The 23,684-nt window shown below is 63.4% G+C and carries 22 protein-coding genes; 13 read left to right on the top strand and 9 right to left on the bottom strand.

Translation table 11 applies throughout. From position 1 onward, the window contains the following. Window positions 1-15: 15 nt before the first annotated feature. Entirely contained in the window at window positions 16-984 is a 969-nt protein-coding gene (locus tag ACSQ8R_RS15885; protein WP_436254269.1) for a nucleoside hydrolase, read from the top strand. A 168-nt stretch (window positions 985-1,152) separates the two neighbouring features. Here ACSQ8R_RS15885 and ACSQ8R_RS15880 read toward each other — a convergent pair whose 3' ends face one another. From ACSQ8R_RS15880 to ACSQ8R_RS15865, 4 genes are read right to left on the bottom strand one after another with little or no spacing between them, the layout of a single operon-like run. Then, window positions 1,153-3,249: an acetate--CoA ligase family protein gene (locus ACSQ8R_RS15880; RefSeq protein ID WP_436254268.1), complete on the bottom strand. Its 2,097-nt coding sequence runs from the start codon at window positions 3,247-3,249 to the stop codon at window positions 1,153-1,155. A 10-nt stretch (window positions 3,250-3,259) separates the two neighbouring features. Next, window positions 3,260-4,069 carry an enoyl-CoA hydratase/isomerase family protein gene (locus tag ACSQ8R_RS15875; RefSeq protein WP_436254267.1) on the bottom strand — a complete coding sequence of 270 codons (810 nt, stop codon included), beginning with the start codon at window positions 4,067-4,069 and terminating at the stop codon, window positions 3,260-3,262. Window positions 4,070-4,092: 23 nt separating this feature from the next. After that, the gene (locus tag ACSQ8R_RS15870) at window positions 4,093-5,022 is read right to left on the bottom strand and encodes a pseudouridine-5'-phosphate glycosidase (protein ID WP_436254266.1); all 930 of its coding nucleotides are present in this window, start codon (window positions 5,020-5,022) and stop codon (window positions 4,093-4,095) included. Between the two features lie 37 nt (window positions 5,023-5,059). Further along, the gene (locus ACSQ8R_RS15865; protein ID WP_436254265.1) at window positions 5,060-6,169 is read right to left on the bottom strand and encodes a carbohydrate kinase; all 1,110 of its coding nucleotides are present in this window, start codon (window positions 6,167-6,169) and stop codon (window positions 5,060-5,062) included. A gap of 129 nt (window positions 6,170-6,298) precedes the next feature. Between ACSQ8R_RS15865 and ACSQ8R_RS15860 the strand changes: the two genes are divergently transcribed. The 5 genes from ACSQ8R_RS15860 (at window position 6,299) to ACSQ8R_RS15840 (ending at window position 11,165) form a co-directional block, all read left to right on the top strand. Further along, on the top strand, window positions 6,299-7,273 hold the full coding sequence (locus ACSQ8R_RS15860; RefSeq protein WP_436254264.1) for an isopenicillin N synthase family dioxygenase: 975 nt from the start codon (window positions 6,299-6,301) through the stop codon (window positions 7,271-7,273). A gap of 79 nt (window positions 7,274-7,352) precedes the next feature. Next, window positions 7,353-8,390 carry an ABC transporter substrate-binding protein gene (locus tag ACSQ8R_RS15855; protein WP_436254263.1) on the top strand — a complete coding sequence of 346 codons (1,038 nt, stop codon included), beginning with the start codon at window positions 7,353-7,355 and terminating at the stop codon, window positions 8,388-8,390. 89 nt (window positions 8,391-8,479) lie between these two features. Continuing rightward, window positions 8,480-9,523 (top strand): ABC transporter ATP-binding protein, encoded by a 1,044-nt coding sequence (locus ACSQ8R_RS15850; RefSeq protein ID WP_436254262.1) that lies wholly within the window; start codon window positions 8,480-8,482, stop codon window positions 9,521-9,523. Next, window positions 9,520-10,377: an ABC transporter permease gene (locus ACSQ8R_RS15845; RefSeq protein ID WP_436254261.1), complete on the top strand. Its 858-nt coding sequence runs from the start codon at window positions 9,520-9,522 to the stop codon at window positions 10,375-10,377. Before ACSQ8R_RS15850 ends, ACSQ8R_RS15845 begins: the two co-directional genes overlap by 4 nt. Further along, on the top strand, window positions 10,365-11,165 hold the full coding sequence (locus tag ACSQ8R_RS15840; protein WP_436254260.1) for an ABC transporter permease: 801 nt from the start codon (window positions 10,365-10,367) through the stop codon (window positions 11,163-11,165). Before ACSQ8R_RS15845 ends, ACSQ8R_RS15840 begins: the two co-directional genes overlap by 13 nt. Here ACSQ8R_RS15840 and ACSQ8R_RS15835 read toward each other — a convergent pair. Next, window positions 11,162-12,313 (bottom strand): DSD1 family PLP-dependent enzyme, encoded by a 1,152-nt coding sequence (locus ACSQ8R_RS15835; protein WP_436254259.1) that lies wholly within the window; start codon window positions 12,311-12,313, stop codon window positions 11,162-11,164. The two genes, ACSQ8R_RS15840 and ACSQ8R_RS15835, sit on opposite strands and share 4 nt — an antisense overlap. Before the next feature lie 135 nt (window positions 12,314-12,448). Between ACSQ8R_RS15835 and ACSQ8R_RS15830 the strand changes: the two genes are divergently transcribed. The 3 genes from ACSQ8R_RS15830 to ACSQ8R_RS15820 all read left to right on the top strand — a co-directional run bounded on the left by ACSQ8R_RS15830 (window position 12,449) and on the right by ACSQ8R_RS15820 (window position 14,340). Beyond that, window positions 12,449-13,060, top strand: a complete 612-nt coding sequence (locus tag ACSQ8R_RS15830) for a LysE family translocator (RefSeq protein WP_436254258.1) — start codon at window positions 12,449-12,451, stop codon at window positions 13,058-13,060. Between the two features lie 90 nt (window positions 13,061-13,150). Next, complete coding sequence (locus ACSQ8R_RS15825; protein ID WP_436254257.1) at window positions 13,151-13,516, top strand: nuclear transport factor 2 family protein; 366 nt, start codon at window positions 13,151-13,153, stop codon at window positions 13,514-13,516. Continuing rightward, window positions 13,513-14,340 carry a helix-turn-helix domain-containing protein gene (locus tag ACSQ8R_RS15820; RefSeq protein ID WP_436254256.1) on the top strand — a complete coding sequence of 276 codons (828 nt, stop codon included), beginning with the start codon at window positions 13,513-13,515 and terminating at the stop codon, window positions 14,338-14,340. The genes ACSQ8R_RS15825 and ACSQ8R_RS15820 overlap by 4 nt, the downstream gene beginning before the upstream one ends. A 33-nt stretch (window positions 14,341-14,373) precedes the next feature. Here the strand turns inward: ACSQ8R_RS15820 and ACSQ8R_RS15815 are convergent, their stop codons facing one another. Together ACSQ8R_RS15815 and ACSQ8R_RS15810 are read right to left on the bottom strand one after the other, a co-directional pair. Further along, on the bottom strand, window positions 14,374-16,329 hold the full coding sequence (locus tag ACSQ8R_RS15815; protein ID WP_436255492.1) for a methyl-accepting chemotaxis protein: 1,956 nt from the start codon (window positions 16,327-16,329) through the stop codon (window positions 14,374-14,376). Window positions 16,330-16,719: 390 nt separating this feature from the next. Beyond that, the gene (locus tag ACSQ8R_RS15810; protein WP_436254255.1) at window positions 16,720-17,313 is read right to left on the bottom strand and encodes a TetR/AcrR family transcriptional regulator; all 594 of its coding nucleotides are present in this window, start codon (window positions 17,311-17,313) and stop codon (window positions 16,720-16,722) included. Window positions 17,314-17,550: 237 nt separating this feature from the next. Between ACSQ8R_RS15810 and ACSQ8R_RS15805 the strand changes: the two genes are divergently transcribed. The 3 genes from ACSQ8R_RS15805 to ACSQ8R_RS15795 are packed head-to-tail and all read left to right on the top strand — an operon-like array spanning window position 17,551 to window position 21,292. Next, on the top strand, window positions 17,551-18,024 hold the full coding sequence (locus ACSQ8R_RS15805) for a (2Fe-2S)-binding protein (RefSeq protein WP_436254254.1): 474 nt from the start codon (window positions 17,551-17,553) through the stop codon (window positions 18,022-18,024). Beyond that, window positions 18,024-19,007: an FAD binding domain-containing protein gene (locus ACSQ8R_RS15800; protein WP_436254253.1), complete on the top strand. Its 984-nt coding sequence runs from the start codon at window positions 18,024-18,026 to the stop codon at window positions 19,005-19,007. The genes ACSQ8R_RS15805 and ACSQ8R_RS15800 overlap by 1 nt, the downstream gene beginning before the upstream one ends. Continuing rightward, window positions 19,004-21,292, top strand: a complete 2,289-nt coding sequence (locus tag ACSQ8R_RS15795; protein WP_436254252.1) for a xanthine dehydrogenase family protein molybdopterin-binding subunit — start codon at window positions 19,004-19,006, stop codon at window positions 21,290-21,292. Before ACSQ8R_RS15800 ends, ACSQ8R_RS15795 begins: the two co-directional genes overlap by 4 nt. Window positions 21,293-21,326: 34 nt before the next feature. Here ACSQ8R_RS15795 and ACSQ8R_RS15790 read toward each other — a convergent pair whose 3' ends face one another. Then, complete coding sequence (locus ACSQ8R_RS15790) at window positions 21,327-22,280, bottom strand: LysR substrate-binding domain-containing protein (RefSeq protein ID WP_436254251.1); 954 nt, start codon at window positions 22,278-22,280, stop codon at window positions 21,327-21,329. 82 nt (window positions 22,281-22,362) lie between these two features. Between ACSQ8R_RS15790 and ACSQ8R_RS15785 the strand changes: the two genes are divergently transcribed. Continuing rightward, window positions 22,363-22,992, top strand: a complete 630-nt coding sequence (locus ACSQ8R_RS15785) for an NADPH-dependent F420 reductase (protein ID WP_436255491.1) — start codon at window positions 22,363-22,365, stop codon at window positions 22,990-22,992. 3 nt (window positions 22,993-22,995) lie between these two features. On the opposite strand, the gene ACSQ8R_RS15780 is transcribed toward ACSQ8R_RS15785, so the two are convergent. Then, window positions 22,996-23,658 (bottom strand): sulfite oxidase-like oxidoreductase, encoded by a 663-nt coding sequence (locus ACSQ8R_RS15780; RefSeq protein WP_436254250.1) that lies wholly within the window; start codon window positions 23,656-23,658, stop codon window positions 22,996-22,998. Window positions 23,659-23,684 lie beyond the last annotated feature (26 nt).

Below are 23,684 nucleotides of genomic sequence, written 5' to 3'. Positions count from 1 at the left end.
CTGAGAGTTTTCCGCATGGCAGAGAAGATCATCATCGATACCGACCCCGGTCAGGACGACGCGCTGGCAATCCTGCTGGCGCTCGCAAGCCCGGAAATCGAGGTGCTGGGGATCGTCGCCGCTGCCGGCAACGTGCCGTTGTCGCTGACGACCAAGAACATCCGTAAGATCTGCGAGCTTGCGGGTCGTCCCGAGATCAAGGTGTTTGCCGGTTGCGACCGGCCGATGAGCGGGCCGCTGGTCACGGCCGAACATGTGCACGGCGCGACCGGGCTCGATGGCGCGGACCTGCCCGAACCGACCATGCCGCTGCAGGACAAACATGGCATCGATTTCATCATCGAGACCATTGAGAGCGAGCCGGCGGGCAGCGTCACCGTCTGTACGCTCGGACCGCTGACCAATCTCGGCAAGGCGCTCACCAGGGTGCCGGAAATTGCCGGCCGCATCCGGCGCGTGGTGCTGATGGGGGGCGGGCTTTTCGAGGGCGGCAACATCACGCCGGCCGCGGAATTCAACATCTATGTCGATCCGCCGGCCGCCGCCGTGGTGTTCGGCTCGGGCGTGCCGATCGTGATGATGCCGCTCGACGTCACCCACAAGACGCTGACGACCCGCGCCCGCGTCGCGGCGATCGGCACCCCGCTATCCGATGCCGTGGTCGGCTGGCTCGACTATTTCGAGCGTTTTGACGTCGCCAAATACGGCAGCGATGGCGGGCCGCTGCACGATCCGAACGTGATCGCCTATCTGCTGAAGCCGGAACTTTATTCCGGCCGGCTGTGCAACGTCGAGATCGAGACGGAGTCCGAGCTCACCAAGGGTATGACCGTCGCCGACTGGTGGGGCGTGTCGGGCCGGCCGAAGAACGCGATGTTCATGCGCGATGTGGATGCGGACGGGTTCTATGCGCTGCTGACGGAGAGGCTGTCTCGACTTGCGATCCAGCGGACGGAAATGCCGATGAAGTTGCGGCTGGTGTAATGGCCCACCCTCATTCCTGTGCTTGTCACAGGAATCTAGCCACGCGAAGTCCTTCGCGTGAAAAGACTCTTTAGCGCCGCAGACGCGACGCTGCTGGATTCCTGTGACAAGCACAGGAATGAGGGAGTGTGGGGCGGATGCTCGGTTCCAAAAGCACCCGAACCACCACTATCGCGGAATGATCAGCGCATCGAGAATGCGCACGCCCTTGCCCTCCGGCAGGACTGCGACCGGGTTCAGGTCGATCGCCTCGATATCGTCACCATAACGGGCCGCAAAGTCCGATATTTTGACCAGAAGTTCGGCGAGTGCCCTGCGATCCGCCTTCGACGCACCGCGATAGCCTTCCAGCAGTGACGCCAGTTTCGTTTCCCCGATCATCGCGTCGGCGCGGGCGAGGTCGATCGGCAGGAGGTCGAAGGCGCTGTCCTTCACCAGTTCCACCAGCACGCCGCCGATGCCGACGACGAGGCCGAAGCCGAAGGGCTCGTGGCGGATGAGACCGACCAGCGCCTCGACACCGCCCGTGATCATTTCCTGTACCGAGACGCCGCGCAGGTCGGCGGTCGGGGCATAGGCGCGGGCGTTCGACATGATGGCGTCGAAGGCGGCGCGGGCTTCCGTTTCCGAAGCGATGCCGAGTTTCACGCCGCCGGCCTCGGTCTTGTGCAGGATATCCGGCGACTCGATCTTCAAGACGACCGGGAAGCCGAGTTTCTGAGCAGCTTCCGCGGCTGCGTTGGCGGTCGTGACCAGATGTTCGAGTGGGACAGGCAAACCTTCCACGGAGAGCAATTGTTTGGCCTCGCGTTCCGTCAGTGAACTTACAGGGAGGCTCTTTCCGGCTGTGGTCGCTATGCCCGGCCAGGAGACGAGCCTGTCCTGTGCGATCACGCCATGAACGGCCGTCAGCGCGCTTTTCGTGCCGCGCAGCACCGCCACGTTCGAAAGCTTCGCCTCGACTTCCGGATGATGGCCGGAAGAAAGGTTGCTCATGAACACGACCGGCGCCTTGCCTGTTTCCGCATAGTCGGAAACCGCTTCGGCGATGCCGAGATATTCGGAGGCGCAGAAGTCGTCGAGGCCGGTGGGGGCATCCTGCGTCGCCACGATCAGGCCGATCGATGGATCGTCGGCGAGTGCGTGCAGGGCATCGCGATAGATGTCGCCGTTGGCAAAGACGACGCCTGTCGTGTCGAGCGGATTCTGTGGTGTGGCGAAGGGCGGCAGCAGCGCTCTTACCCGCGCGGCCGTTTCGGGCCGCAGCTCGGGCAGCGAGAGGCCAACCTCGTCGGCGATGTCCGAGACATGTGCCACACCGCCACCGGAGACTCCGATGATTGCGACGCCGGGTTTGGTGGGCCGCTCCTTGAGGTTCAGGCAGAGCGTCGCCGTCTCCATGAACCCGTCCATATCAGGCACTTCGATGATGCCGACCCGGCGGAAGAAGGCCCGGTAGGCGTCGTTGCTGCCGGCGAGCGAGCCCGTATGGGCGGCGGTCGCCTGGGCACCGCGTTGCGAGCGGCCGGCGCGCAGCGCGATCACCGGCTTGCCCACAGCGTGCATCCGCTCCATGGCCGCCGCCAGCCTTTGCGGTTCGCGAATCGCTTCGACGACAATGCCGACGGCGCTGGTGTCGTCATCCGTGGCGAGGAAATCGAGATAATCGGGAATGTCGGTCGCGGCGCTGTTGCCGGAGGAGACGATATGGCTGAGGCCGAATCTTCCCGTATTGCCGAGCGCAATCGCGCTGGCGCCGGAATGGGAAAGGATCGCGAAGCGGCCTTTTTCCAGATTGGCTGAGAGGCTGGAGGAATAAAGTGCGGCGCCCGAGCCGATGTTGAAGAGACCGAGGCAGTTCGGCCCGCAGATCGCCATGCCGTAACGCTCGGCGATCTCGACCAGTTGCCGCTGCCGCTCGCGGCCGGTTTCGTCCAGTTCGGCAAAACCGGAGGCCAGCACGACCGCCGCCTTGACGCCGGTGCTGCCGGCCTCTTCGAGGGCGGCGATCGCCTTGTCGGCGGCGATGCCGATCACGGCCACATCGGGAGGCACATCAAGTGCGGAGAGGGAGGGCGAGGCGGGAAGCCCGAAGATCGTCCCCGCCTTGGGGTGTACCGGGATGATTTTTCCCTGATAACCGAAGCGCATCAGGTTCTTCATCACGTAGCTCGACGAGGCGTCGGCGCGCTCGGTGGCGCCGACGACCGCGACGGATCGCGGTGTCATCAGCGCCCGCATCGCTTCCGGCGTCCTGCCCGCCATGGCCAAGGCCTCAGTCGAGGCCCTTGAAGGGGTCGTCACGGAAGGCGAGATATTCCTTCAGCGACATTTTCGCGAGGTTCGCCATCCATTCGCGGCCTTGCTTGGTCACGTGGAGGGCGGCGATCGCCTCGATATTGTACTGGAAGGACGGCATCAGGCCGGCGACCATCTGCTGGTTGTTGATCGAGGCCTTGGTGTATTTCAGCGCCGGCACCGGCATGCGGGCCAGCTTGCGGGCGAGGTTCTCGGTCTTTTCCTTGAGCTGGTCGGCGGGCACGACCTTGTTGATCAGGTGCATGCGCAGCGCCTCTTCTGCATCCACCATGTCGCCGGTGAACATCAGCCAGCGCACGTCGCGGGTGGCGAGCAGCCAGGGCATCATCAGCGCCGGAGGGCCGGAATTGTGGCGCACTTCCGGTTCGCCGAACTTGGCATTGTCGGCGGCGATCGCGAGGTCGCAGCACATCATCAGTTCGAGCGCGCCGGCAAGCGCATAACCGTTGACCGAGGCGATGACCGGGATCGGGGCGCGCCAGATATTGAGCAGCGCTTCGGCGTTCTCGGTCATGTCGACGCGCCAGAAGTCGATATCGACGTCGAAGTCGTCGCCCTGCAGGTCGTAGCCGGAGGAGAAGGCGCGGCCCGCGCCGGTAATCACGAGGGCGTTGACGTCTGGGTCGGCCACGGCTGCGGCGACCGCGGCGTCGATCTCGCGAATGACCGGCTTGTTCATCGCGTTCATCTTGTCGGGGCGATTGATGGTGATCGTCGCGAACTTGTCGGTAGCGTCCTTTTCGTAAAGAATCGTCTCGTAGGTCATGGCAGTTCCCCTTGTTCTTGAAATTACTTGCCGGCCTTCTTCAGCGCCGCATAGGCGACGGCCATCTTCGCGGCCAGCCGCGCATTGTTCCTCACCAGCTCGATATTGGCCTTCAGGCTCTCGCCCTGGGACAGTTCGTTGATGCGGGCGAGCAGGAAGGGCGTCAGTTCCTTGCGGCCTATGCCGCGCTCATCGGCCTCGCGCACGGCGTCTGCTATGGTGCCGTCGATGAAATCCGGGGTCAGAGCCGCCGCTTCCGGGATCGGGTTGGCGATCATCAGGCCCGTACCGGTGCCGAGCTGGTGGTGCAGGAACATTGCTCTCGCGATCTCTTCCGGCGTGTCGAGCCGGTGGTCGGCCTTGAAGCCGCTCTTGCGGGTGAAAAAGGCCGGGAAATCGTCGGTGCCGTAGGCGATGACAGGCACGCGCTGGGTTTCGAGATATTCCAGCGTCTTGGCGATATCGAGGATCGACTTCACCCCGGCGCAGACGACGGCGGTTTTCGTGCGGCCGAGTTCGGTCAGGTCGGCGGAGATGTCGAAGGTCTGTTCGGCGCCGCGATGCACGCCGCCGACGCCGCCGGTCGCGAAAATGTCGATGCCGGCGAGATCGGCCATCAGCATGGTGGCGGAAACGGTGGTGCCGGCCGACTGGCCGCGGACCATGGCGACGGCGAGGTCGCGGCCGGAGGCTTTCACGACGCCTTTGGCCTGTGCCAGTGCTTCCAGTTCGCTGTGTTCGAGGCCGACGCGCAGTTCGCCGTTGACGACGGCGATGGTGGCAGGGATGGCGCCGTTTTCGCGGATCACGGCCTCGACGCCGAGCGCGGTTTCGAGATTGGCCGGGTAGGGCATGCCATGGGTAATAATGGTCGATTCGAGCGCCACGACCGGACCGCCGGCGGCGATCGTTTCGGCCACTTCACGGCTGAGCTTCGGTTTGATGAGGGCCATTTCGGTATTCCTTAGGTCGATGTTCGGCGACTGAGGTTCAGCCGGCCAGTCGGTGCATATTGGCTTCCAGGAAGCGTTCGGACAATTCCGTATGGACGCTCGCGGTGCTTTCCGTCGTCAGCGTACCGAGCAGCGCGCCGGTGCGGGCCGCATGATAGGTATCTTCGCCGTGGAGGATGCGGTGCAAGGTGCCGGCGATCATGGCGTCGCCCGCGCCGGTGATGTCGACCGGCCGGGCATGCACGGCCGGAAAGGTGCGGGCGCCTTCGGTGCCGGCGACCGCAATGCCGCGCGGACCCATGGTGACGACGGCCTCGCGGGCGCCGGCGGCCTGCAGGGCAAGGGCTGCTTCCCTGGCATCGTCGATCGTCTCATGCGCCTTGCGTCCGAGGACCGCATTGGCTTCGTCGATGTTCATGAACAGCAGGTCGACACCTGTGAGATCCCTTGGCAGGCGGGCTGCCTTGGGGGTCGAGACCGCGTCGATCGCCAGCCTGAAGCGGGCCCCTTGACGTTTGGCGATCAGGGCGGCCAGCGTTTCGGCCGGCAGGTTGCAGTCGGAAAAGACCCAGCTCGCGGCGGCGAGATGCGGCCAGATGCGCTCGATATGGCTCGGCAGCAGCAGGTCGAAAATGCTCATGTCGGCAATGCCGAGCACGAGGTCGCCCCTGGTGTCGAGGATGGCGGCATATTCGGCCGTCGGGCGCTCGGTGGTGGTGATGATCTGGCTGACATCGATGCCGCGGTCGCGCATGTGCTTCAGCACCGCCCGTCCGCCTTCGTCGTCGCCGACGATCGATACGAAACTGGTCGTGGTGCCGAGAAGCGCCAGGTTTTCGGCGACGTTGCGGGCGACGCCTCCGAGGCTGCGGACGCCATCGACCGGGTTTGAAGTTTCGAAGACCAGATCCTGCCTGGCGCGGTATTTACGGTCGAGCACGGCGCCGCCGATGCAGACGGCGCGGGTTTCGGCCGGCATCACATAACCGCGGCCGAGGATATAGCCCTTCTGCATCAACTGGACGATGTGGGCGGCAACCGTCGAGCGCGCCAGCCCGAGCATGGTGGCGATCTCCTGCTGGCCCGCGAACGGGTTGTCCTTGATGATTGCGAGGACGGCCGCTTCCTGTGGCGCAAGGTCATCCATGTTCAGTCGATCGTCCTTGGGGCGAGCTTGGGGGCGAGAACCACGTTTGCAACTTCGTTAATTTTGATATGGACAACAACAGATGTTTTTGTCAACATCTGTTTGTCAGATGTGAATTGGAGGAAGGCCGTGTCCGTTTCTAGTGCCAATCCCGCGTCATCCCATGGTGCCGCCCCCGGCATCCCGGTGATCGATGTCGGCCCCTTCATCCGCAACGAGGCAGGCGCCTCCGCTGTCGTGAGGACCATCGAGACTGCCTGCCGCGATACCGGCTTCTTCCTCGTCACCGGCCACGGCGTTTCGCCGGAAGTGACCTCACGGCTCTACAATCTTGCCCGCGCCTTCTTCGATTACCCGCAGGACTGGAAGAAGACGCAAGGGCGCGGCACCGGCGTTCAGGGCGGCGTCGCCTTCTCGCCGATCGCCGAAGAGGCGCTTGCCGCGACGCTCGGGATCAAGACGCCCGGCGACTACAAGGAAAGCCTCAATTTCGGCCGGAACCTGCCCGGCGACGCGTGGCCGAACAGGCCGGATGGGCTGGAGCAGGCGTTCCGCGACTATTTCAGGGAAATGGAAACCCTCGCCAAGCACATGCGCCGCATCTTCTGCCAGGCGATCGGGCTCGATCAGGATTATTTCGAACCCTCCTTCGAAGACCATCTCTCGGCGCTGCGCGTCATCAACTACCCGGAACAGGACGAATCGCCGCTGCCGGGGCAGATGCGCGCCGGCGTCCATACCGACTACGGTTTCATGACCATCCTGCGCTCGGAGGCTTCGGCCGGCGGGCTGCAGGTGCGCAACCGCGATGGCGAATGGCTCGACGCGCCGTCGATCGAGGGCGCCTATGTGATCAACATCGCCGACGCCTTCATGCGCTGGACGAATGACGAATGGGTCTCGACACCGCACCGCGTCGCCAATCCGCCGAGCGGTTTCAAGGGCACGGCGCGCCGTCAGTCGATCCCGTTCTTCCTCAATCCTTCCAAGGATACCGTGATCGAATGCCTGGCTCCGTTCGTAAAGGGCGGCGCGAAATACGAGCCGATCACCTATGGCGAATATATCGACCTGAAGACGAAACAGGCTTTTTCGAAAGGCTGATACCAACCATTTCGTGCGCAGAAGCGGAGAACCGCCGGCACAGCAAGGTCTCGAAAGACCATAACAAGGGGAACTGGACATGATGGATTTGACAAGGCGGCAAACGCTTGCCGGAATGAGTGCACTCGCTGCGGCCGGCCTTTTCGGCCTTCCGGCGCGGGCGCAACAGAAAACGCTGGTCGTGCCGACGCTCGGCGGCGTGTGGGAACAGTACTGGCGCTCGACGGTCGCTCCCGCCTTTACCAAACAGACGGGTGCGGCCGTGACGCTCGACGTCGGCAACGGCCGCGTCTGGGGCGCCAATCTGCGGGCGGCGGGCACCGCCAAGCCGCCCTATTCGATCGTGATGACCAACGAGGTGTTCGCATCCGGCCTACGCAAGGAAGGCTTTTTCGAAAAGCTCGACCTCACCAAGCTGCCGAACTACGCCGACCTCTATCCGCTCGCCAAGAAGACCGACGGCTGGGGCGCGATCGGCGCCGTTTCGCCGATCGGCATCGGCTACCGCACCGATCTGGTGAAGACCAAGCCGAAGTCCTGGAAGGACCTTTGGAACAATCCGGAGTTCAAGGGCAAGATCGGCCTCTACAACTTCGCCAACAGCGCCGGCAAGATGGAACTGCTGCTGTTTTCGAAGATATTCGGCAAGGACCAGTATGACGTCGATGCCGGTTTTGCAGCACTTCAGAAGCTCGGCTCGGTGATCCAGGTGGACTTCAACATGTCGACCGGTCTCGCTTCCGGCGAAATCGTCGTCGCACCGTTCGACTTCGGCGAAATCGCCCGCCTGCGCCGCCAGGGCCTGCCGGTCGACTGTATCATCCCGGAAGAGGGAATGTTCATGTTCGACCAGACCATCAACATCCTCACCAACGCCCCGGAAAAGGAACTGGCCTACCAGTACGCCAACTTCCTGCTGTCGCCGGAAGTGCAGGGGATGATGATGAAGGAGTTCTTCATCTCGCCGACCAATTCCAAGGTCGTCGTGCCGGCCGAACTCAAGGTCGATGTGCCGGTTTCCGGTGCCGACATGGACAAGATCCTCACCTGGGACTGGGGCTTCGTCAACGAGAAGCAGGGTGAGCTCGCCGAACGCTGGGCGAAGACCGTCAAGTGATTTCCCCAACTGCGATCATGGCCTGCCATGAGGGCAGGCCATGATCGGCTTTTTCGGGGTCCGGCTCTTCAAATGGAAAGTGGAATTTCATGACAGAGGTTAGCATCGAAAAGCTGACCAAGGACTACGGGCAGGGGCCTGCGGTCAACAGCATTTCGGTCAGGATCGCGGAGGGCGAGTTCATCTCGCTGCTCGGGCCATCCGGCTGCGGCAAGACGACGACGCTGAAGATGATCGCCGGTTTCGAGGATGCGACCGAAGGGGCGATCCGCTTCGACGGCCGCGACGTCGTGCATATGCCGGTCGAAAAACGCGATATCGGCATGGTCTTCCAGAACTATGCGCTCTTCCCGCATATGACGGTGGAAAAGAACCTCGCCTTCGGGCTGGAAATGCGCAAGACGCCCAAGGACGAGATCCGCACCCGCATCGCCAAGGTGCTGGATATGGTGCAGCTCACCGGGTTTTCGGAGCGTTATCCGCGCCAGCTTTCCGGCGGCCAGCAGCAGCGCGTGGCGCTCGCCCGCGCTCTTGTCATCGAGCCGAAGATACTGTTGCTCGACGAGCCGCTCGCCAATCTGGATGCCAAGCTGCGCGAGGAGATGCGCGTCTTCATCCGCGACCTGCAGCGACGGGTCGGCATCACCACCGTCTACGTTACCCACGACCAGGCGGAGGCCATGACCATGTCCGACCGGGTGGTGGTGATGTTCGGAGGCCGTATCGCCCAGATCGGTACGCCGTCCGATATCTATGAGCGGCCGGCCAATCTCGAGGTCGCCGAATTCGTCGGACAGGTGAACATCATCCGCGGCAAGGTCGGCAACAGCGTCGTTTCGACCGCCTTCGGCGATGTGCCGGTCAGCGGGGACTTCGCTGACGGTGCCGAACTGATGCTGGCTTTGCGCCCGGAAGCGGTCGAGCTCCTGCCGATCAACTCAGGCGTTACGGGCGCTCCGGCCAAGGTTCTGTCCAGCTATTATTCCGGCAGCCTCGTCGATTACCGGCTGGAACTGGCAGGCGGAACCGTCGTCAACGTCCAGACCTTTCCGCGCACCCGGTTTGCGGATGGCGAACAGGTGCTCGTGCATGCCCCCGCCGACCGCTTCTGGCCGCTTGGAAGTGCGGCATGAACGTCCCGGCCAAGAAACGTTTCGGACCGCTGCTGCTGATCGCGCCCGCCGCGATCCTGCTCGGCGTCTTTCTCGTGCTGCCCTATCTCAATATCGTCGTCATGAGCTTCCGCATGCCGGGGCAGGGCACGCCCTATGGGCCGGGTTTCACCTTCGGCAATTACGGCAAGTTCTTTTCGGATTTCTTCTATGTCCAGCAGGTCATCAACACGCTGTGGATCGGCTTCCTGACGACCTTCATATGCCTGGTCCTCGGTTATCCGGTCGCCTGGCAGCTGGCGCGCGGAGCCTCGGCCTTTCGCGCTGTCGGTTATGCGCTGGTGCTCTCGCCGCTTCTCGTCGGCATCGTCATCCGCAGTTACGGCTGGACGATCCTGCTCGGCAATAACGGCATCATCAACCGCACGCTGGCGGGGTGGGGCCTGATCGATGGGCCGCTGCCGCTGATGTACAACGCGCTCGGCATCATCATCGCGCTGGTGCATGTCTTCCTGCCCTTCATGATCCTGCCGATCATGAGCGCCATTCAGGGCATCGATCCGTCGCTGGAAGCGGCGGCGCGTTCTCTCGGGGCGTCGAAGGTCACCTCCTTCCGGCGCATCACGCTGCCTTTGTCGCTGCCGGGCATCCAGGCCGGCTGCATCCTCGTCTTCGTGCTGTCGCTCAGCGCCTATGTGACGCCGTCGCTGATCGGCGGCCTGCGGGTCAAGACCATGGCGGTGACGGTGGTGGACGCGCTGATCGATACGTTCCAGTGGCCGTTCGGTTCGGCGCTGGCGCTGATGCTGTCGGTGACCGGCGCGATCTTCGTCGTGATCTTCGGGCGGCTGACCGTCATGAAATGGAAGGCTTGAGACGCATGTCGAAACCGTTCTTCACAGTCTACTGCCTGATCATCTACGCCTTCCTGCTGGCGCCGATCGCGGTCGTCGTCATCGCCTCCTTCAATGCCGGCGCCTTCCTCACCTTCCCGCCGCAGGGGCTGTCGTTCCGCTGGTACCTCGTGTTCTTCAACAACGAGGTGTTCATGCGGGCGATCCGTACATCGCTATGGATCGCGGCGCTGACCACGGTGATCTCCGGGATCATCGGCACGATGGCGGCGATGTTCTATGTGACGCATGCCGGCAAGCTGAAGGAAACCGTGCGGGTCGCCATGCTGGCGCCGCTGCTGCTGCCGGAAGTGCTGACGGCGATCTCGCTGCTGTTCTTCGTCTATTCGGTCGGGCTCGGGACGCAGAATCTCGTCGGCATGATCGTCGGCCACGTGCTGATCACGCTGCCCTTCGTGTTCATCAACGTCTCGGCCTCGATGGAGAGCTACGATCCGGCCTGGAGCCTTGCGGCGCAGAGCCTCGGGGCAGGGCGGTTCACCCGCTTCCGGCGGATCATGCTGCCGCTGATCAAGCCGGGCGTCATCGGCGGCTGCCTGTTCGCCTTCATCATCTCGTTCGACGTCTTCACCATTTCCTTCATGCTGAAGGGAGTCGGCATGTCGACGCTGCCGATCCAGCTCTTTGACTACCTGCGCACCAATTTCACGCCGGAAGCGGCAGCCGTCTCGACCTGCTCGATCGTGCTGACGATGGCGGTGGTGATCATTTCGGAAAAGGTGCTCGGCCTGCGCATCCACCGTTTCTAGTATAGTTTGCCGCGGGCGGTGACCGGCCAGAGCGCCTCGACACGGCCGTTTCGCACGCAGACATACCAGTCGTAGAGATTGCAGGTCGGGTCGCAATGGCCCGGCACGAGGCGCAGTCGGTCGTTGAGCTTCAGCGTATCCCTTGGGTCCTCGATTTTGCCGTGTTCGTCGGACGCGCTGATGAACTTGAGGTCGGGGCGTTCGAACACCGTGGGCAGGCCGCTGTCGATCGAATGCGCCTTGAGGCCCGCATCGCAGATGGCGCGGCCGGAGGCGGGCTTGCTCATGATCGAGGTCAGCACGAACAGCGCATGGTCGAAGCCGCCGACCGTGCCGTTTCCCTCCGTCGCGCGGACGCGGGCATAGTCGGCATCCATGAAGATGTAGGAGCCGGGCTGGATCTCGTTATAAAGGCCGGATGCGCCTTCGAGATTGTGGGTGCCGGTTCCCGCGCCGGTGATGATCTTCGGTTCCAGTCCGGCATCGCGCAGCAGGTCCGCCGTCTCGCTCGCCATGCCGACCGCCTTTTCGATCGCGGCACGGCGCTCCGCCAGGTCGTAGATATGCTGGGCGCTGCCGTGATAGGCCTGGATGCCGGCGAAGGCGAGGTTCGGTGAGGCGGCGACCGTCTTCGCCAGTTCGACCGCCGGCGCGCCGGGCAGCACGCCGCAGCGGCGGGCGCCGCAATCGATCTCCACCAGCACGTCGAGCGTCACGCCATGCCGGGTGGCTGCTTCGGAAAGTGAGGCGACGACCGCGGGATCGTCGACGCAGACGGTGACATGCGCGCTCTTTGCGAGCCTTGCCAGCCGGGTGATCTTTTTCGGATCGGCGACTTCGTTGGCGACGAGCACATCGGTGACGCCACCGCGCACCAGCGCTTCGGCCTCCGACACTTTCTGGCAGCAGATGCCGACGGCGCCGCCACTCTGCATTTGGTAGAGCGCGACATCGGCGGACTTGTGGGTCTTGGCATGCGGGCGCAGGCGCACACCCATGGTCTCGGCATAAACCTTCATCCGCTCGACATTCCGTTCGAAGGCGTCGAGGTCGATGATCAGCGCCGGGGTCTGGATGGCGTCAACGGTGTCGCCGACGGCTGCCGGCACGTCATAGCCTATGTCGAGGTCTTCGGGAGAGGAGGTCATGAGGTCGGGTCCGCAACGAGTTGGCGCGACGATAGGTGCCTCGGCCCGCCCAGGCAATCGCAGGCCTGCAATTTCGTTCAAGATCGCCGATCGGGTCTTCGGTAGCTGTGGGAAAATCTTTCGAAAGGATAACCCATGAGCCTGGAATTCCTGATCACCTCCCTCATCGTCGTTGTTTCGCCGGGCACCGGCGTGCTGATCACGCTTGCCGCCGGTCTGTCGCGCGGAGCGCAGGCGAGCCTGATTGCCGCTTTCGGCTGCACGCTCGGCATCCTGCCGCATATGATCGCGGCGGTCTCCGGCCTTGCGGCGCTGCTGCATACAAGCACATTGGCCTTCGAGATCATCAGATATCTCGGTGTCGCCTATCTGCTGTTCATGGCGTGGCAGGTGCTGAAGGAAAAGGGGGCGCTTACGGTGGAGGCGGAGCGGAAGCCGAAATCCGCCTGGCAGGTCATCGTGTCGGCCATCCTTGCCAATCTACTCAACCCGAAACTGTCGATTTTCTTTTTCGCCTTCCTGCCGCAGTTCGTCGGCCTGGACGAGACCGCGCCTCTTCTGCGTATGACCGAGCTCAGCCTCGTCTTCATGCTGATGACTTTTGGCGTTTTCGTCCTCTATGGGCTGTTCGCCGCTTCTGTGAGAGATCACGTGATCTCGCGGCCGAGTATCCTCGCCTGGATGCGGCGCGTCTTCGCCGGTGCCTTTGTGGTGCTCGGTGCAAGGCTTGCGCTTTCGGCGCGATAGTTATTACCTGTCGCGTAATTGAGACGATGCATGCCCTCCCGCATGATCCCCCTGCCTGCAACGAGCCGGGCGATCTCAAGGAGAAAAGACATGACCGATGCGAACACCAATGCCGAACGTTATCTCGCCATCTGGAACGAGACCGATGCTGTCCGCCGCAAGGCGATGATCGCCGAGGCCTGGGCGGAAGATGGGCTTTACGTCGATCCGTTGATGCGCGGAGAAGGCCATGAGCGGATCGGATGCCTGGTCGAGGGTGTCCAGGCGCGGTTTCCGGGCTTTCGCTTTACGCTGATCGGCGCGGCCGACGGTTATGACGACAACCTGCGCTTCTCCTGGGCCCTTGGCCCGGAAGGTGGCGAAGCGCTGATCAAGGGCACGGATTTCGCCATCCTGGAAAACGGCCGCCTGAAGTCGGTCCATGGTTTCCTCGATCAAGTTCCGGCCGCCGCATGACCACGCTTTCGTCCGCCCGTCCCCTCGGTGATTTCCTGCGTGAATGGCGCCGCCGCCGGCGCATGAGCCAGCTCGACCTGGCGCTGGAGGCCGAAATCTCGCAGCGCCACCTGAGCTTCATCGAGAGCGGGCGGGCGGCCCCGAGCCGGGACATGCTGCTGCATCTGGTGGAGCGGCTTGACGTGCCGCTCCGCGAGCGCAATCCGATGCTGCTCGCCGCCGGTTTCGCGCCGGTCTTTGCCGAGCGCAAGCTCGACGATCCGGCATTTCAGCCGGCGCGGCGGGCGATCGATATGGTGCTGAAGGGTCACGAGCCGTTTCCGGCACTCGCGATCGACCGGCACTGGACGCTGGTCGCCGCCAATGCCGCGGTGGCGCCGCTGCTCGCCGGCGTCACTGACCGGTCGCTGGTCGAGGGGTCGGTCAATGTCCTGCGGCTCAGCCTGCATCCGCGGGGCCTGGCACCTCACACCGCCAATCTTGTCGAATGGCGCAATCACCTGCTCGAACGGCTGCACCAGCAGATCTCGGCGACCGGCGATCGCGTTCTTCAAGAACTGCTGGAAGAGCTGTCCGGCTATCCGATGCCGGAAGGGGCTTCGAAATCGGTTCCGAAACATGACTATGCGGGCATCGCCGTGCCGATGGAATTGCGGACGGAGGCTGGGCTTTTGTCCTTCATCTCGACCACGACGGTGTTCGGAACTCCGGTCGATGTAACATTGTCGGAACTGGCGATCGAATCCTTCTTCCCGGCCAATGACGAAACGGCCCGGCTTCTGCGCCAGATGGCGGAAACCGGGCCGTCGAAAAGCGGCGGTTAGTGGGTTTCGAAGAGAACGCTTCTGGTCCGCAGATCAGAAATCGGTCCACTGGGTTTCGGCGGCTGCGGCAGCCGCGCCGCCACCGAAGGACTTGCTGACGCGCTGCGCAAGGCGGCGAGCCGGGGATTCCTGCGGCGCCGCGTTGCGGCCGACCGGGGCCGGAGCGGAACCATAGGCAGGCCGCTGCATGCCGGACCGCTGGCCGCCTTCAGAGAGCTTGAAGCGGGTGAGGAGGTCACGCAACTTGGTGCTCTCCGAGGCGAGGTTGGCGCCGGCGGCGTTGGTTTCCTCGACCATCGCGGCGTTCTGCTGGGTCACCTGGTCCATCTGGTTGACGGCCGAGTTGACTTCGGCCAGGCCGACCGACTGTTCGCGGGCGGCGGTGGCGATCGCATTGATATGTTCGTTGATGGTGACGACGTGGCTCTCGATCGTCTTCAGCGCATCGCCGGTCTCGCGGACGAGCTTCACACCGTTCTGAACTTCGACGCCGGACTTTCGGATGAGATCCTTGATCTCCTTGGCGGCGTTCGCCGAACGCTGGGCGAGTTCGCGGACTTCCTGGGCAACGACCGCAAAACCCTTGCCGGCCTCACCGGCGCGGGCTGCCTCGACGCCGGCATTCAGCGCGAGCAGGTTGGTCTGGAAGGCGATCTCGTCGATCACGCCGATGATGTTGGAGATCTGGCTGGACGACTGTTCGATGCGCTGCATCGCATCGACGGCGTTGGCGACGACCGCGCCCGACTGGGCGGCGCTGGAGTTTGCCTGCAGGGCGATCGTCTTTGCCTCGTCCGCGCGCTTGGAAGAGTTCGAGACGTTGGCGGTGATCTCGTCGAGGGCGGCCGCGGTCTCTTCGAGCGAGGCCGCCTGCTGTTCGGTGCGCTTGGAAAGGTCGTCGGCGCTCTGGCTGACTTCGCGCGAACCGCTGTCGATCGATTGCGCCGATCCGGCGACTTCCGAGAGCGCCGCACCGAGGCCGGATACGGCCGAGTTCAGGTCTTCGCGCAGGGCTTCGAAATCCGGAGCGAAGGGCTCGTTGAGCTGGAAGGCGAGATCGCCGGAGGCAAGGCGGCGCAGGCCGGCTGCAAGGCCGGAGGTCGCTTGCTGGAGGCGGGCCTGAGCCGAAGCTTCCGCCTCTTCCTGCAGACGGGTCCGGTCGGCTTCGGCCTGGGCGCGCGCTTCGTCCGCCTGTTCCTGAAGCTGCCTGTTGGAGATCGCGGCCTGGCGGAAGACTTCCACGGCTCCGGCCATCGCGCCGACTTCGTCCCGGCGCCCTGCAAAGGGAATTTCGGTATCGGTGTCGCCTGCGGCAAGGCCGCTCATCGACGCCGTGATACGCTGGATGGGGCGGGCGATACCGGACAGCACGTAGACGGCGGCGCCAACGATCAGCAGGAAGACGACGGCGAGGATAAGTTCCATCGTGGTGACCGCGGTGGAATAGGTCGTTTCCGCCTTGGCGGTTTCGAGGGCCGCCTCGTCCGTGTTCGATTTGACCAGCCTGGTCACGGCTTCCATGACCGGCTGGATGGTGATGCGCATCTTTTCCATTTCGACGCGGGCGCGGGCGTCCGAGGCCTTACGGGAGAAGTCCAGCATCTTCTGCCCGTTAAGGACGTATTTGTCGATGCCCGTCTGGATCTGGTCGATGATCTGCTTTTCCTGATCGCTGGAGACCAGCGGCTTGTAGATCTGGAGAGCGGCCTTGAGAGCATCGGACTGCTGGGCGATCAGCTTTTCCGCATTGTCCATGCCGAAGTCCGAGGTCGTCGTCAGATGACCCATGTAAGCGACCGTCATTCCGAGAATGGCCGTCTCGATATTCTTCGAGGCCTGGACGCTCGGCATCGAGTTTTGCGAAATCGTCGTGAGATTTCCGGCGACATTGGAAAGCGAGGAAATGGCCGCCCAGGCGAGAACGGCGACGAGTGCCGCAATCGCGCCGAAGACGGCGATCAGCGAACTGCGAATGGAGAGACGGGACATGAGGTTCGGCTCCGGAATGGTGAAGCCTCGAATGAGGCGACGCGTTTTCACGCGCAGATCTGATATCTGGCGGTGTGGGAAGAGGGCCGGTCTCATACCCGCCCTTGCGCTACACCGGATGGCGGTCGCGCGGTAGCCGGAGACTAAGGTCAAACTCTTTAACGACAGATTGAATTTTGATAGTGTAGAATGACTTTTGATGGATTTCGAGGCGAAAATCCCAATTTCCTCGTCTGCTATCCGTTTATTTTATAAGGATAATATTGCATACGGATCGCCTGAGTAGCAGGATACCTGTCAATCAAGGATTGTTTGATTTTCCGTTCAAGCGGCATTGCGAGATCTAGCCCGGGCGGCAGGCCGTCCCGATAGAGATCCGATGCCTGGGCGCTATTTGCGGGTCCGAAGGCCGTCCATCAGCAGGCCGATCAGCCGGTGCGACCGTTCCCGCCATTCGGGCGATTCCGGCATCGAATAGATGCTCGACAGCGCGTGCAGCAGATCGGTCGTTTCGATGTCGCTGCGGATATAGCCCTTGTCGCCGGCGCTCTTCAAAAGGTTTTCCAGCGCGCCGCGGATCAGCCCCGAGCCCTCGGAAAAAAGCGAGGAGTTCGACGTCATGAGGATGCGCAGGCTGTTGGCCATGCCGCGCTTGGTGGCGATATAACCCACGAAGCGCCGCATCCATTCCTCGATCGCGATATCGGGCGCATGTTTCTGGGCAAGCTCGGTCGCGGCGGCGGCGAGGCTTTCCAGCTCGCGACGATAAACGACCTCGACGAGATGTTCGCGGGTCGGGAAATGCCGGTAAAGCGTGCCGATGCCAACGCCGGCCTGCCGCGCTATATCTTCGAGCGAGGTCTCGACGCCTTTTTCCGCAAAGGCTGCGGCCGCGACTTCGATCAGCCTTTCGCGGTTGCGGCGGGCATCGGCGCGAAGCCTGTTCGGTACTGGCGATGCTGTCTTCGGCTCGGCCGAGGCCAAAATGCTACTCCAGAGCAAAGGGGGCTTGACGAAAATCCGTAAGCCGCTAGTTTAAACGGAGGCTCCTCCGATTATTCGGATTGCCTTCCACTTCTTAGTCCAGAGGGGAACGGATGTCATGCCGAAATGTGCCGGTGCTTCTCTCGCCAGGCATCAACCAGGACATCGCAGCCTGTTGGCCAGTCCGTTCCAGACTTTGGACTTCTCATTATCGTGACAATGGCAGGAGCTTGATCCATGACACGAACCATCCATCTTTCGCTCGACATCAACGGCAGGCGCCACGAACTCGATGTCGAGCCGCGCGTCACCCTGCTCGATGCGCTGCGCGAACATCTGGCGCTGACTGGCACCAAGAAGGGCTGCGACCAGGGCCAGTGCGGCGCCTGCACCTGCCATGTCGATGGCAGCCGCGTGCTCTCCTGCCTGACGCTCGCAGCCCAGGTCGAAGGCCGGCAGATCACCACGATCGAGGGGATCGCCGCCGAGAACGGCGAGCTGCACCCCGTCCAGGCCGCCTTCGTCGAGCATGACGCATTCCAGTGCGGCTATTGCACGCCGGGCCAGATCATGTCGGCGGTCGCCTGCATCCGCGAGGGGCATGCGGGGTCCGATGAGGAAATCCGCGAATACATGTCCGGCAATATCTGTCGGTGCGGAGCCTATAACAGCATCGTCGCGGCGGTGCGCGAAGCGGCGGAGATGGCGTGATGAGAGACTTTTTCTATCTCCGCGCTTCCTCGGCCGACGAAGCTCGCGAGGCGGCGACGCAGGCAGGCGTCATGCTACTTGCCGGCGGCACGACGCTGCTCGATCTCGCCAAATGCGGTGTGATGGAACCGGAAACCGTCGTCGACATCACCTATCTCTCCGGTCTCGGCGAGATCGAGGTTGATGAAAAGGGCGCGACGATCGGCGCGCTGGCCAAGATGGGCCAGGTCGCCGACCACGCCTGCATCCGTGCCGCCTTCCCGGCGGTTTCGGAATCGCTGTCGCTGGCGGCCTCGGCCCAGCTTCGCAACATGGCGACGATCGGCGGCAACCTGCTGCAGCGGACGCGCTGTTCTTACTTCCGCGAGCCGGACGTGTTTCCGGCCTGTCACAAGCGCAATCCCGGCTCGGGCTGTTCGGCAATGGGTGGCATCACCCGCAATCATGCCGTCCTCGGCACCAGCGATACCTGCATCGCCAGCTATCCCGGTGACCTCGCCATTGCCCTTGTCGCCTTCGACGCCGTGGTCGAACTCGGCGCGCGGATGGTCTCGGTTGACGACTTTTTTCTCCTGCCCGGCAATACGCCGGAGCGGGAAACCGTGCTGGAACGCGGCGAGATGATCACCGCGATCACCGTGCCTGCCTCTGCCGCGGCGAAAAACTCGACCTATCTGAAGGTCCGCGACCGGCAGTCCTATGAATTTGCGGCGGCCAGCGCTGCGGTCGGGCTGGAATTCGAAGCGGATGGCAAGACGGTGCGCGATATCCGCGTCGCTCTCGGAGGCGTCGCCACCAAGCCGTGGCGGGCGCGCGGGGTCGAACAGGCCCTGATCGGCAAGGTGCTCAGCCCCGAAACTGTCGAAACGGCGAGCCGGCTTGCCATGGAGGGTGCCGTTTCGCATGGCGCCAATCACTACAAGATCGAACTTGCGCCGCGCGTCGTCGCCCGCGCCATCCTGAAAGTTGGAGGTCTCGCATGACCATCATGGAACCCCGCAAACACGGCGACGCTTCCGACGGGACTGTCGGCGGTCGCCAAACACGTTTCGAAGGCAATCTGAAGGTCACCGGTGGCGCGACCTATGCGCTGGAATATCCGGTCGAAGGCCTTGTCTACGCCATTCTCGTGCAGAGCACGGTTCCGGCGGGGCGCGTCGTCAAGGTCGACAAGGAAAAGGCGCTGGCCGCCCCGGGCGTGCTGATGGTGCTGACGCCGGATGACGATATGGGCCTCCTGGTTGCCTCCGACTGGGGTGGCAATCGCCCGGAAAACCAGCCGTATTATCCGCTGCCGAAGCAGGTGCAGTACAACGGCCAGTCGGTCGCGGCCGTCGTCGCGGAAAGCCGCGAACAGGCGGTCGAGGCCGCAAAGCTGATCTGCATTACCTATGAGCGGACGACGCATGTGGCCAGCTTCGACGACCCGGCTGCCGGCGAAGGCAAGGTCATGAACAACCTAACCTCCGCGTGGGGTGATGCCGAGGCAGCACTTGCAGCCGCACCCGTCAGGATCGAAGGCGAATACCGTACACCGCGCGAATATCACGTTGCCATGGAGCCGCATGGTCTCACCGTGAAGTGGGATGGCGACCAGGTCACGGTCTGGGAACCCAGCCAGTGGTCTCACGGCATGGCGCGCAGCTATTCCGAGTGGTTCGGCATCCCTTATGAAAATGTCCGTCTGATCTCGCCGTTCATCGGCGGCGGGTTCGGCTCGAAGGGGGCGGCTCTCGCCCATGGCGCGGTGGCCGCTTTCGCGGCAAGAAAGCTCGGCCGGCCGGTCAAGCTTGCGCTCACAAGACCGCAGAATTTCACGAATTATGGCGGCCGCGCCGCGACCCGCCAGACGATTCAGCTCGGCGCGACGGAAGATGGCATCCTGCAGGCGATCGTTCATCGCGGCGCCAGCGAGACGTCCACCTATATGGACTGGCCGGAGCAGACCGGTTCGGCGACGCCGATCCTCTACAAGGTCGAGAACTTCTCGTCGCAGCATCGGGTCGTGCCGGTCAACACCGTCACACCCGGCGCGTTGCGTGGGCCGGGCAAGAACCCCAGCGCCTTCGGCATCGAAAGCGCCATGGAGGAACTGGCCTACAAGCTCGGCATGGACCCGCTCGAACTGCGGCTGAAGAACTATGCCGACCGCGACTACCAGTCGGGAAAGCCCTGGTCGACCCGCCGGCTGCGCGAGGCGCTGACCGAGGGGGCGGAAGCCTTCGGCTGGTCGAAGCGCAGCCATGAGCCGCGCTCCATGCGCGACGGCAAGACACTGATCGGCTGGGGCATCGGCTGCGGCACGTTCCCGGTCATCCAGGCCCCGAGCGAAGCGATGATCCGCATCCTCGGCAACGGCCGTGTCGAGGTGGTCAGCGGGGCGATCGACATGGGGCAGGGGACCTATACGATCCTCGCCCAGACGGCTGCCGAAGTGTTCGGCATTCCCGTCGATCAGGTCGAGGTCCATCTCGGCGATTCCCGCCTGCCGGGTTCGGCGATTGCCGGTGGCTCGATGCTGGCGGGTTCCATCCTCGGTGCCGTGCACAAGGCGGCGACCGCGGCCCGCGACGAACTGATCGGACTGGCGCTCAGCGACGAGAACTCGCCGCTACGCGATACCGGTGCCAATACGCTGACCTTCAGCGGTGGCCGCGTTGCGGTGCCCCGCGATCAAGGCCCGTCACTTACCCTGCCGGAACTGATGGCGGCGCTCGGTCGCGACGAGATCGAGATCCTGAGGAACACGCTGCCGGATGGCGCCACTGTCCAGGAGCAGCATCAGGCCTGGACGAGCATGGCAAGGGTCCAGGGGCCGACCATGGGCGAATATTCCATGCACAGCTGGTGCGCCCATTTCGCCGAGGTCAGGGTGGACGAGGATTTTGGCACCGTCCGGGTGTCCCGCATCGTCTCGGCCTTCGATTGCGGCCGTCTCTACAATCCGCGGCTGGTCGAAAGCCAGTGGCGGGGCGGCATCATCATGGGCATCGGCCAGGCGCTGCTCGAAGAGGGTCTCGTCGATCAGCGCAACGGCCGGACGGTCAACAACAACATGGGCGACTACCTGGTGCCGACCAATGCGGACGTGCCGGATATCCAGGTGATCTCGGTCGGTATTCCCGACTACGGTGCTTCGGCGCTCGGCGGCAAGGGGGTCGGTGAAGTCGGCATTGTCGGTGTCGCGCCGGCCATCGCCAACGCGGTCTTCCATGCCACCGGCAACCGGGTCCGTGACTTGCCGATCACACTCGAAAAGCTGATCTGATCGGTCCGGCGCACCCGGCTTTGGCCGGGCGCGCCTATTTTCTCTTCGGCAAGTTCGACGCGCCCAAGCTGCCGGCAAAACGTTCGGCCAGACGCTCTTTTCGAAAATGCTCGACCACGAAGTCGATGAAGACGCGGGTCTTTGCCGGCAGCAGCGTTTTATTGGCGTAGTAGATCGATATCGGCCCGATATCGGCATACCAGTCCGGCAGCAGCCGGATCAGTTCGCCGCGTTCGAAATAGGACAGGCTATCGGGCATGGCGATCATCGCGACGCCGAGGCCGAGGCCCGCGGCGCGGGCGATTGCCGCCGGGTCGTTCAGCACGATCCTGTCCGTCAGCGCCGCAGGCATCTCGTTGCCGCCCGCATTGCGCATCACCCATTGGCGGATACGGCCGGTATTGGAAGAGCGCATCTGGATGCCGTCCAGGTTTGCAAGCTCCCCCGGGTTGGCGGGGATGGGTCTGTCCTTCATGTAGCCGGGTGAGGCGACCGAAACGATATGCGCTGGGGCGAGCACCCGGGCCACCGTACCGGGGGTGAGTTCGAAGCCGCCGCCGATCGCCGCGTCATAACCTTCGGCGATCAGGTCGACCTGCCGGTTCTCGAACGTCCATTCCGGGCGGATCAGCGGGTAGCGAGCGATAAATTCCGGCAGCAGCGGAAGGATATAGTCTGTTCCGAAATGCGGGCTCATGCTGACCTTCAGCACGCCGGCCGGTTCTGCGCTTTCCGACGAGACCGCGGCAATCGCGGCCTGCAGCGCCTCGACGTGATCGCGGATCTCCGACAGAAAACGTTCGCCCGCTTCCGTCAGCGTCAGCCTTCGCGTGCTGCGCTGGAAGAGGCGGGTGCCGAGGTTTTTCTCGAGCATCGCGACATTGCGGCTGACCGCCGCGGGCGTCAGCGCCAGCCGCCTGGCCGCCGCCGAAAAGCTGCCAAGCTCGGCGCTGCGCATAAAGGATTCGAGATTGGCGAGACTTTCCATGGACGGCTTTATTCTCAAGTATTGCTTGAAGATGATTGGCATTATTACCGGCTAATCAAGCGCCAATCCAGAGACGATATTCCTGTCATCGAAACCACAAGGAGTATCGCAGATGACCATCGGAATTATCGGCGCCGGCAATATCGGCGCAGCTTTTGCCCGAGCGCTTGCCCGCAGCGGCGTGCGCGCCACCATCGCCAACAGCCGGGGCCCGGCCTCGCTCGAAGAACTGACGAGCGAACTGTCGCCGTGGATTTCAGCCGGCACGATCGAGGAAGCCGCCAGCGCCGATATCGTGCTGATTGCGGTTCCGTGGACGAAGTTGCCGGCCGCCCTTGCCGGCCTGCCCGATTGGAACGGCCGGATCGTCATCGATGCGAACAATCCGATCGAAGCGCCGCTCTACAAGCCGGCCGAACTCAATGGCCGTCTTTCCAGCGAGATCGTCGCGGATCTCGTGCCCGGCGCCCGGGTGGTGAAGGCGTTCAATCATCTGTTCGCGAAGCTGGTCGAGGCCGACCCTTCTTCCGAGGGTGGCAAGCGGGTGCAGTTCTATTCGGGCGACGACACGGCGGCAAAGACAGAGGTCGCCGCCCTGATCGAGAAGCTCGGGTTCTTCGGCATTGATCTCGGGCCGCTTGCGGTCGGGGCCAGGCTGGCGCAGTTCCCCGGCGGTCCGCTGCCTGGGCTGAACCTCGTCAATTTCGGTTGATCCTCAGTCGTCCGAATAGCGCTGCTCGGACCAGGGGTCGCCGCGCAGGTGGTAGCCGTTCTTCTCCCAGAAGCCGGCCTGGTCCCGGTCGAGGAACTCGATCCGGTTCAGCCATTTGGCGCTCTTCCAGAAATAGAGGTGCGGCACCACCAGCCGCACCGGCCCGCCATGTTCCTCGCTCAGCGGCTTGCCTTCCCACTCCGTGACGATGATCGCATCCGGCGAGGCGAAATCGGAAAGCAGCAGGTTGGTGGTATAGCCGTCGTAGCTCGTCAGCATGACGGCGACCGCCTCTTCCTGCGGATCGACGAGATCGAGGAAGTCGTGAGTCGAGACGCCTTTCCAGTTGTTGTCGTAGCGCGACCAGGTGGTGACGCAATGGATGTCGGAGCGCATCTCGGTCTGCGGCAGGGCCTGGAAGGCCGCCCAGTCCAGCGTTCGGCGGTTGTTGACGAGGCCGCGCACGTCGAGTTTCCAGCGCTCGGTCGAGACCTGCGGCTGCTGGCCGAGATCGAGCACCGGCCAGTTCTTGACCAGATGCTGGCCGGGCGGCAGGCGGTCGGTTTCCGGCCTTGTGATCCGGCCGGTGAGGAACTTGCCCTGCTCCGCCCATTTCCGTTTGGTGATGGTGAGCTTCGAATCCTCGGGCTCAATCTCGTCGGCCATATCCGGTTCTCCTTGCGTCGCCCGAT

This window comes from Neorhizobium sp. LjRoot104, from assembly GCF_964253725.1.
In the GTDB taxonomy this organism is placed as follows: domain Bacteria; phylum Pseudomonadota; class Alphaproteobacteria; order Rhizobiales; family Rhizobiaceae; genus Neorhizobium.
This window is presented reverse-complemented; position numbering and strand designations above follow the sequence as displayed.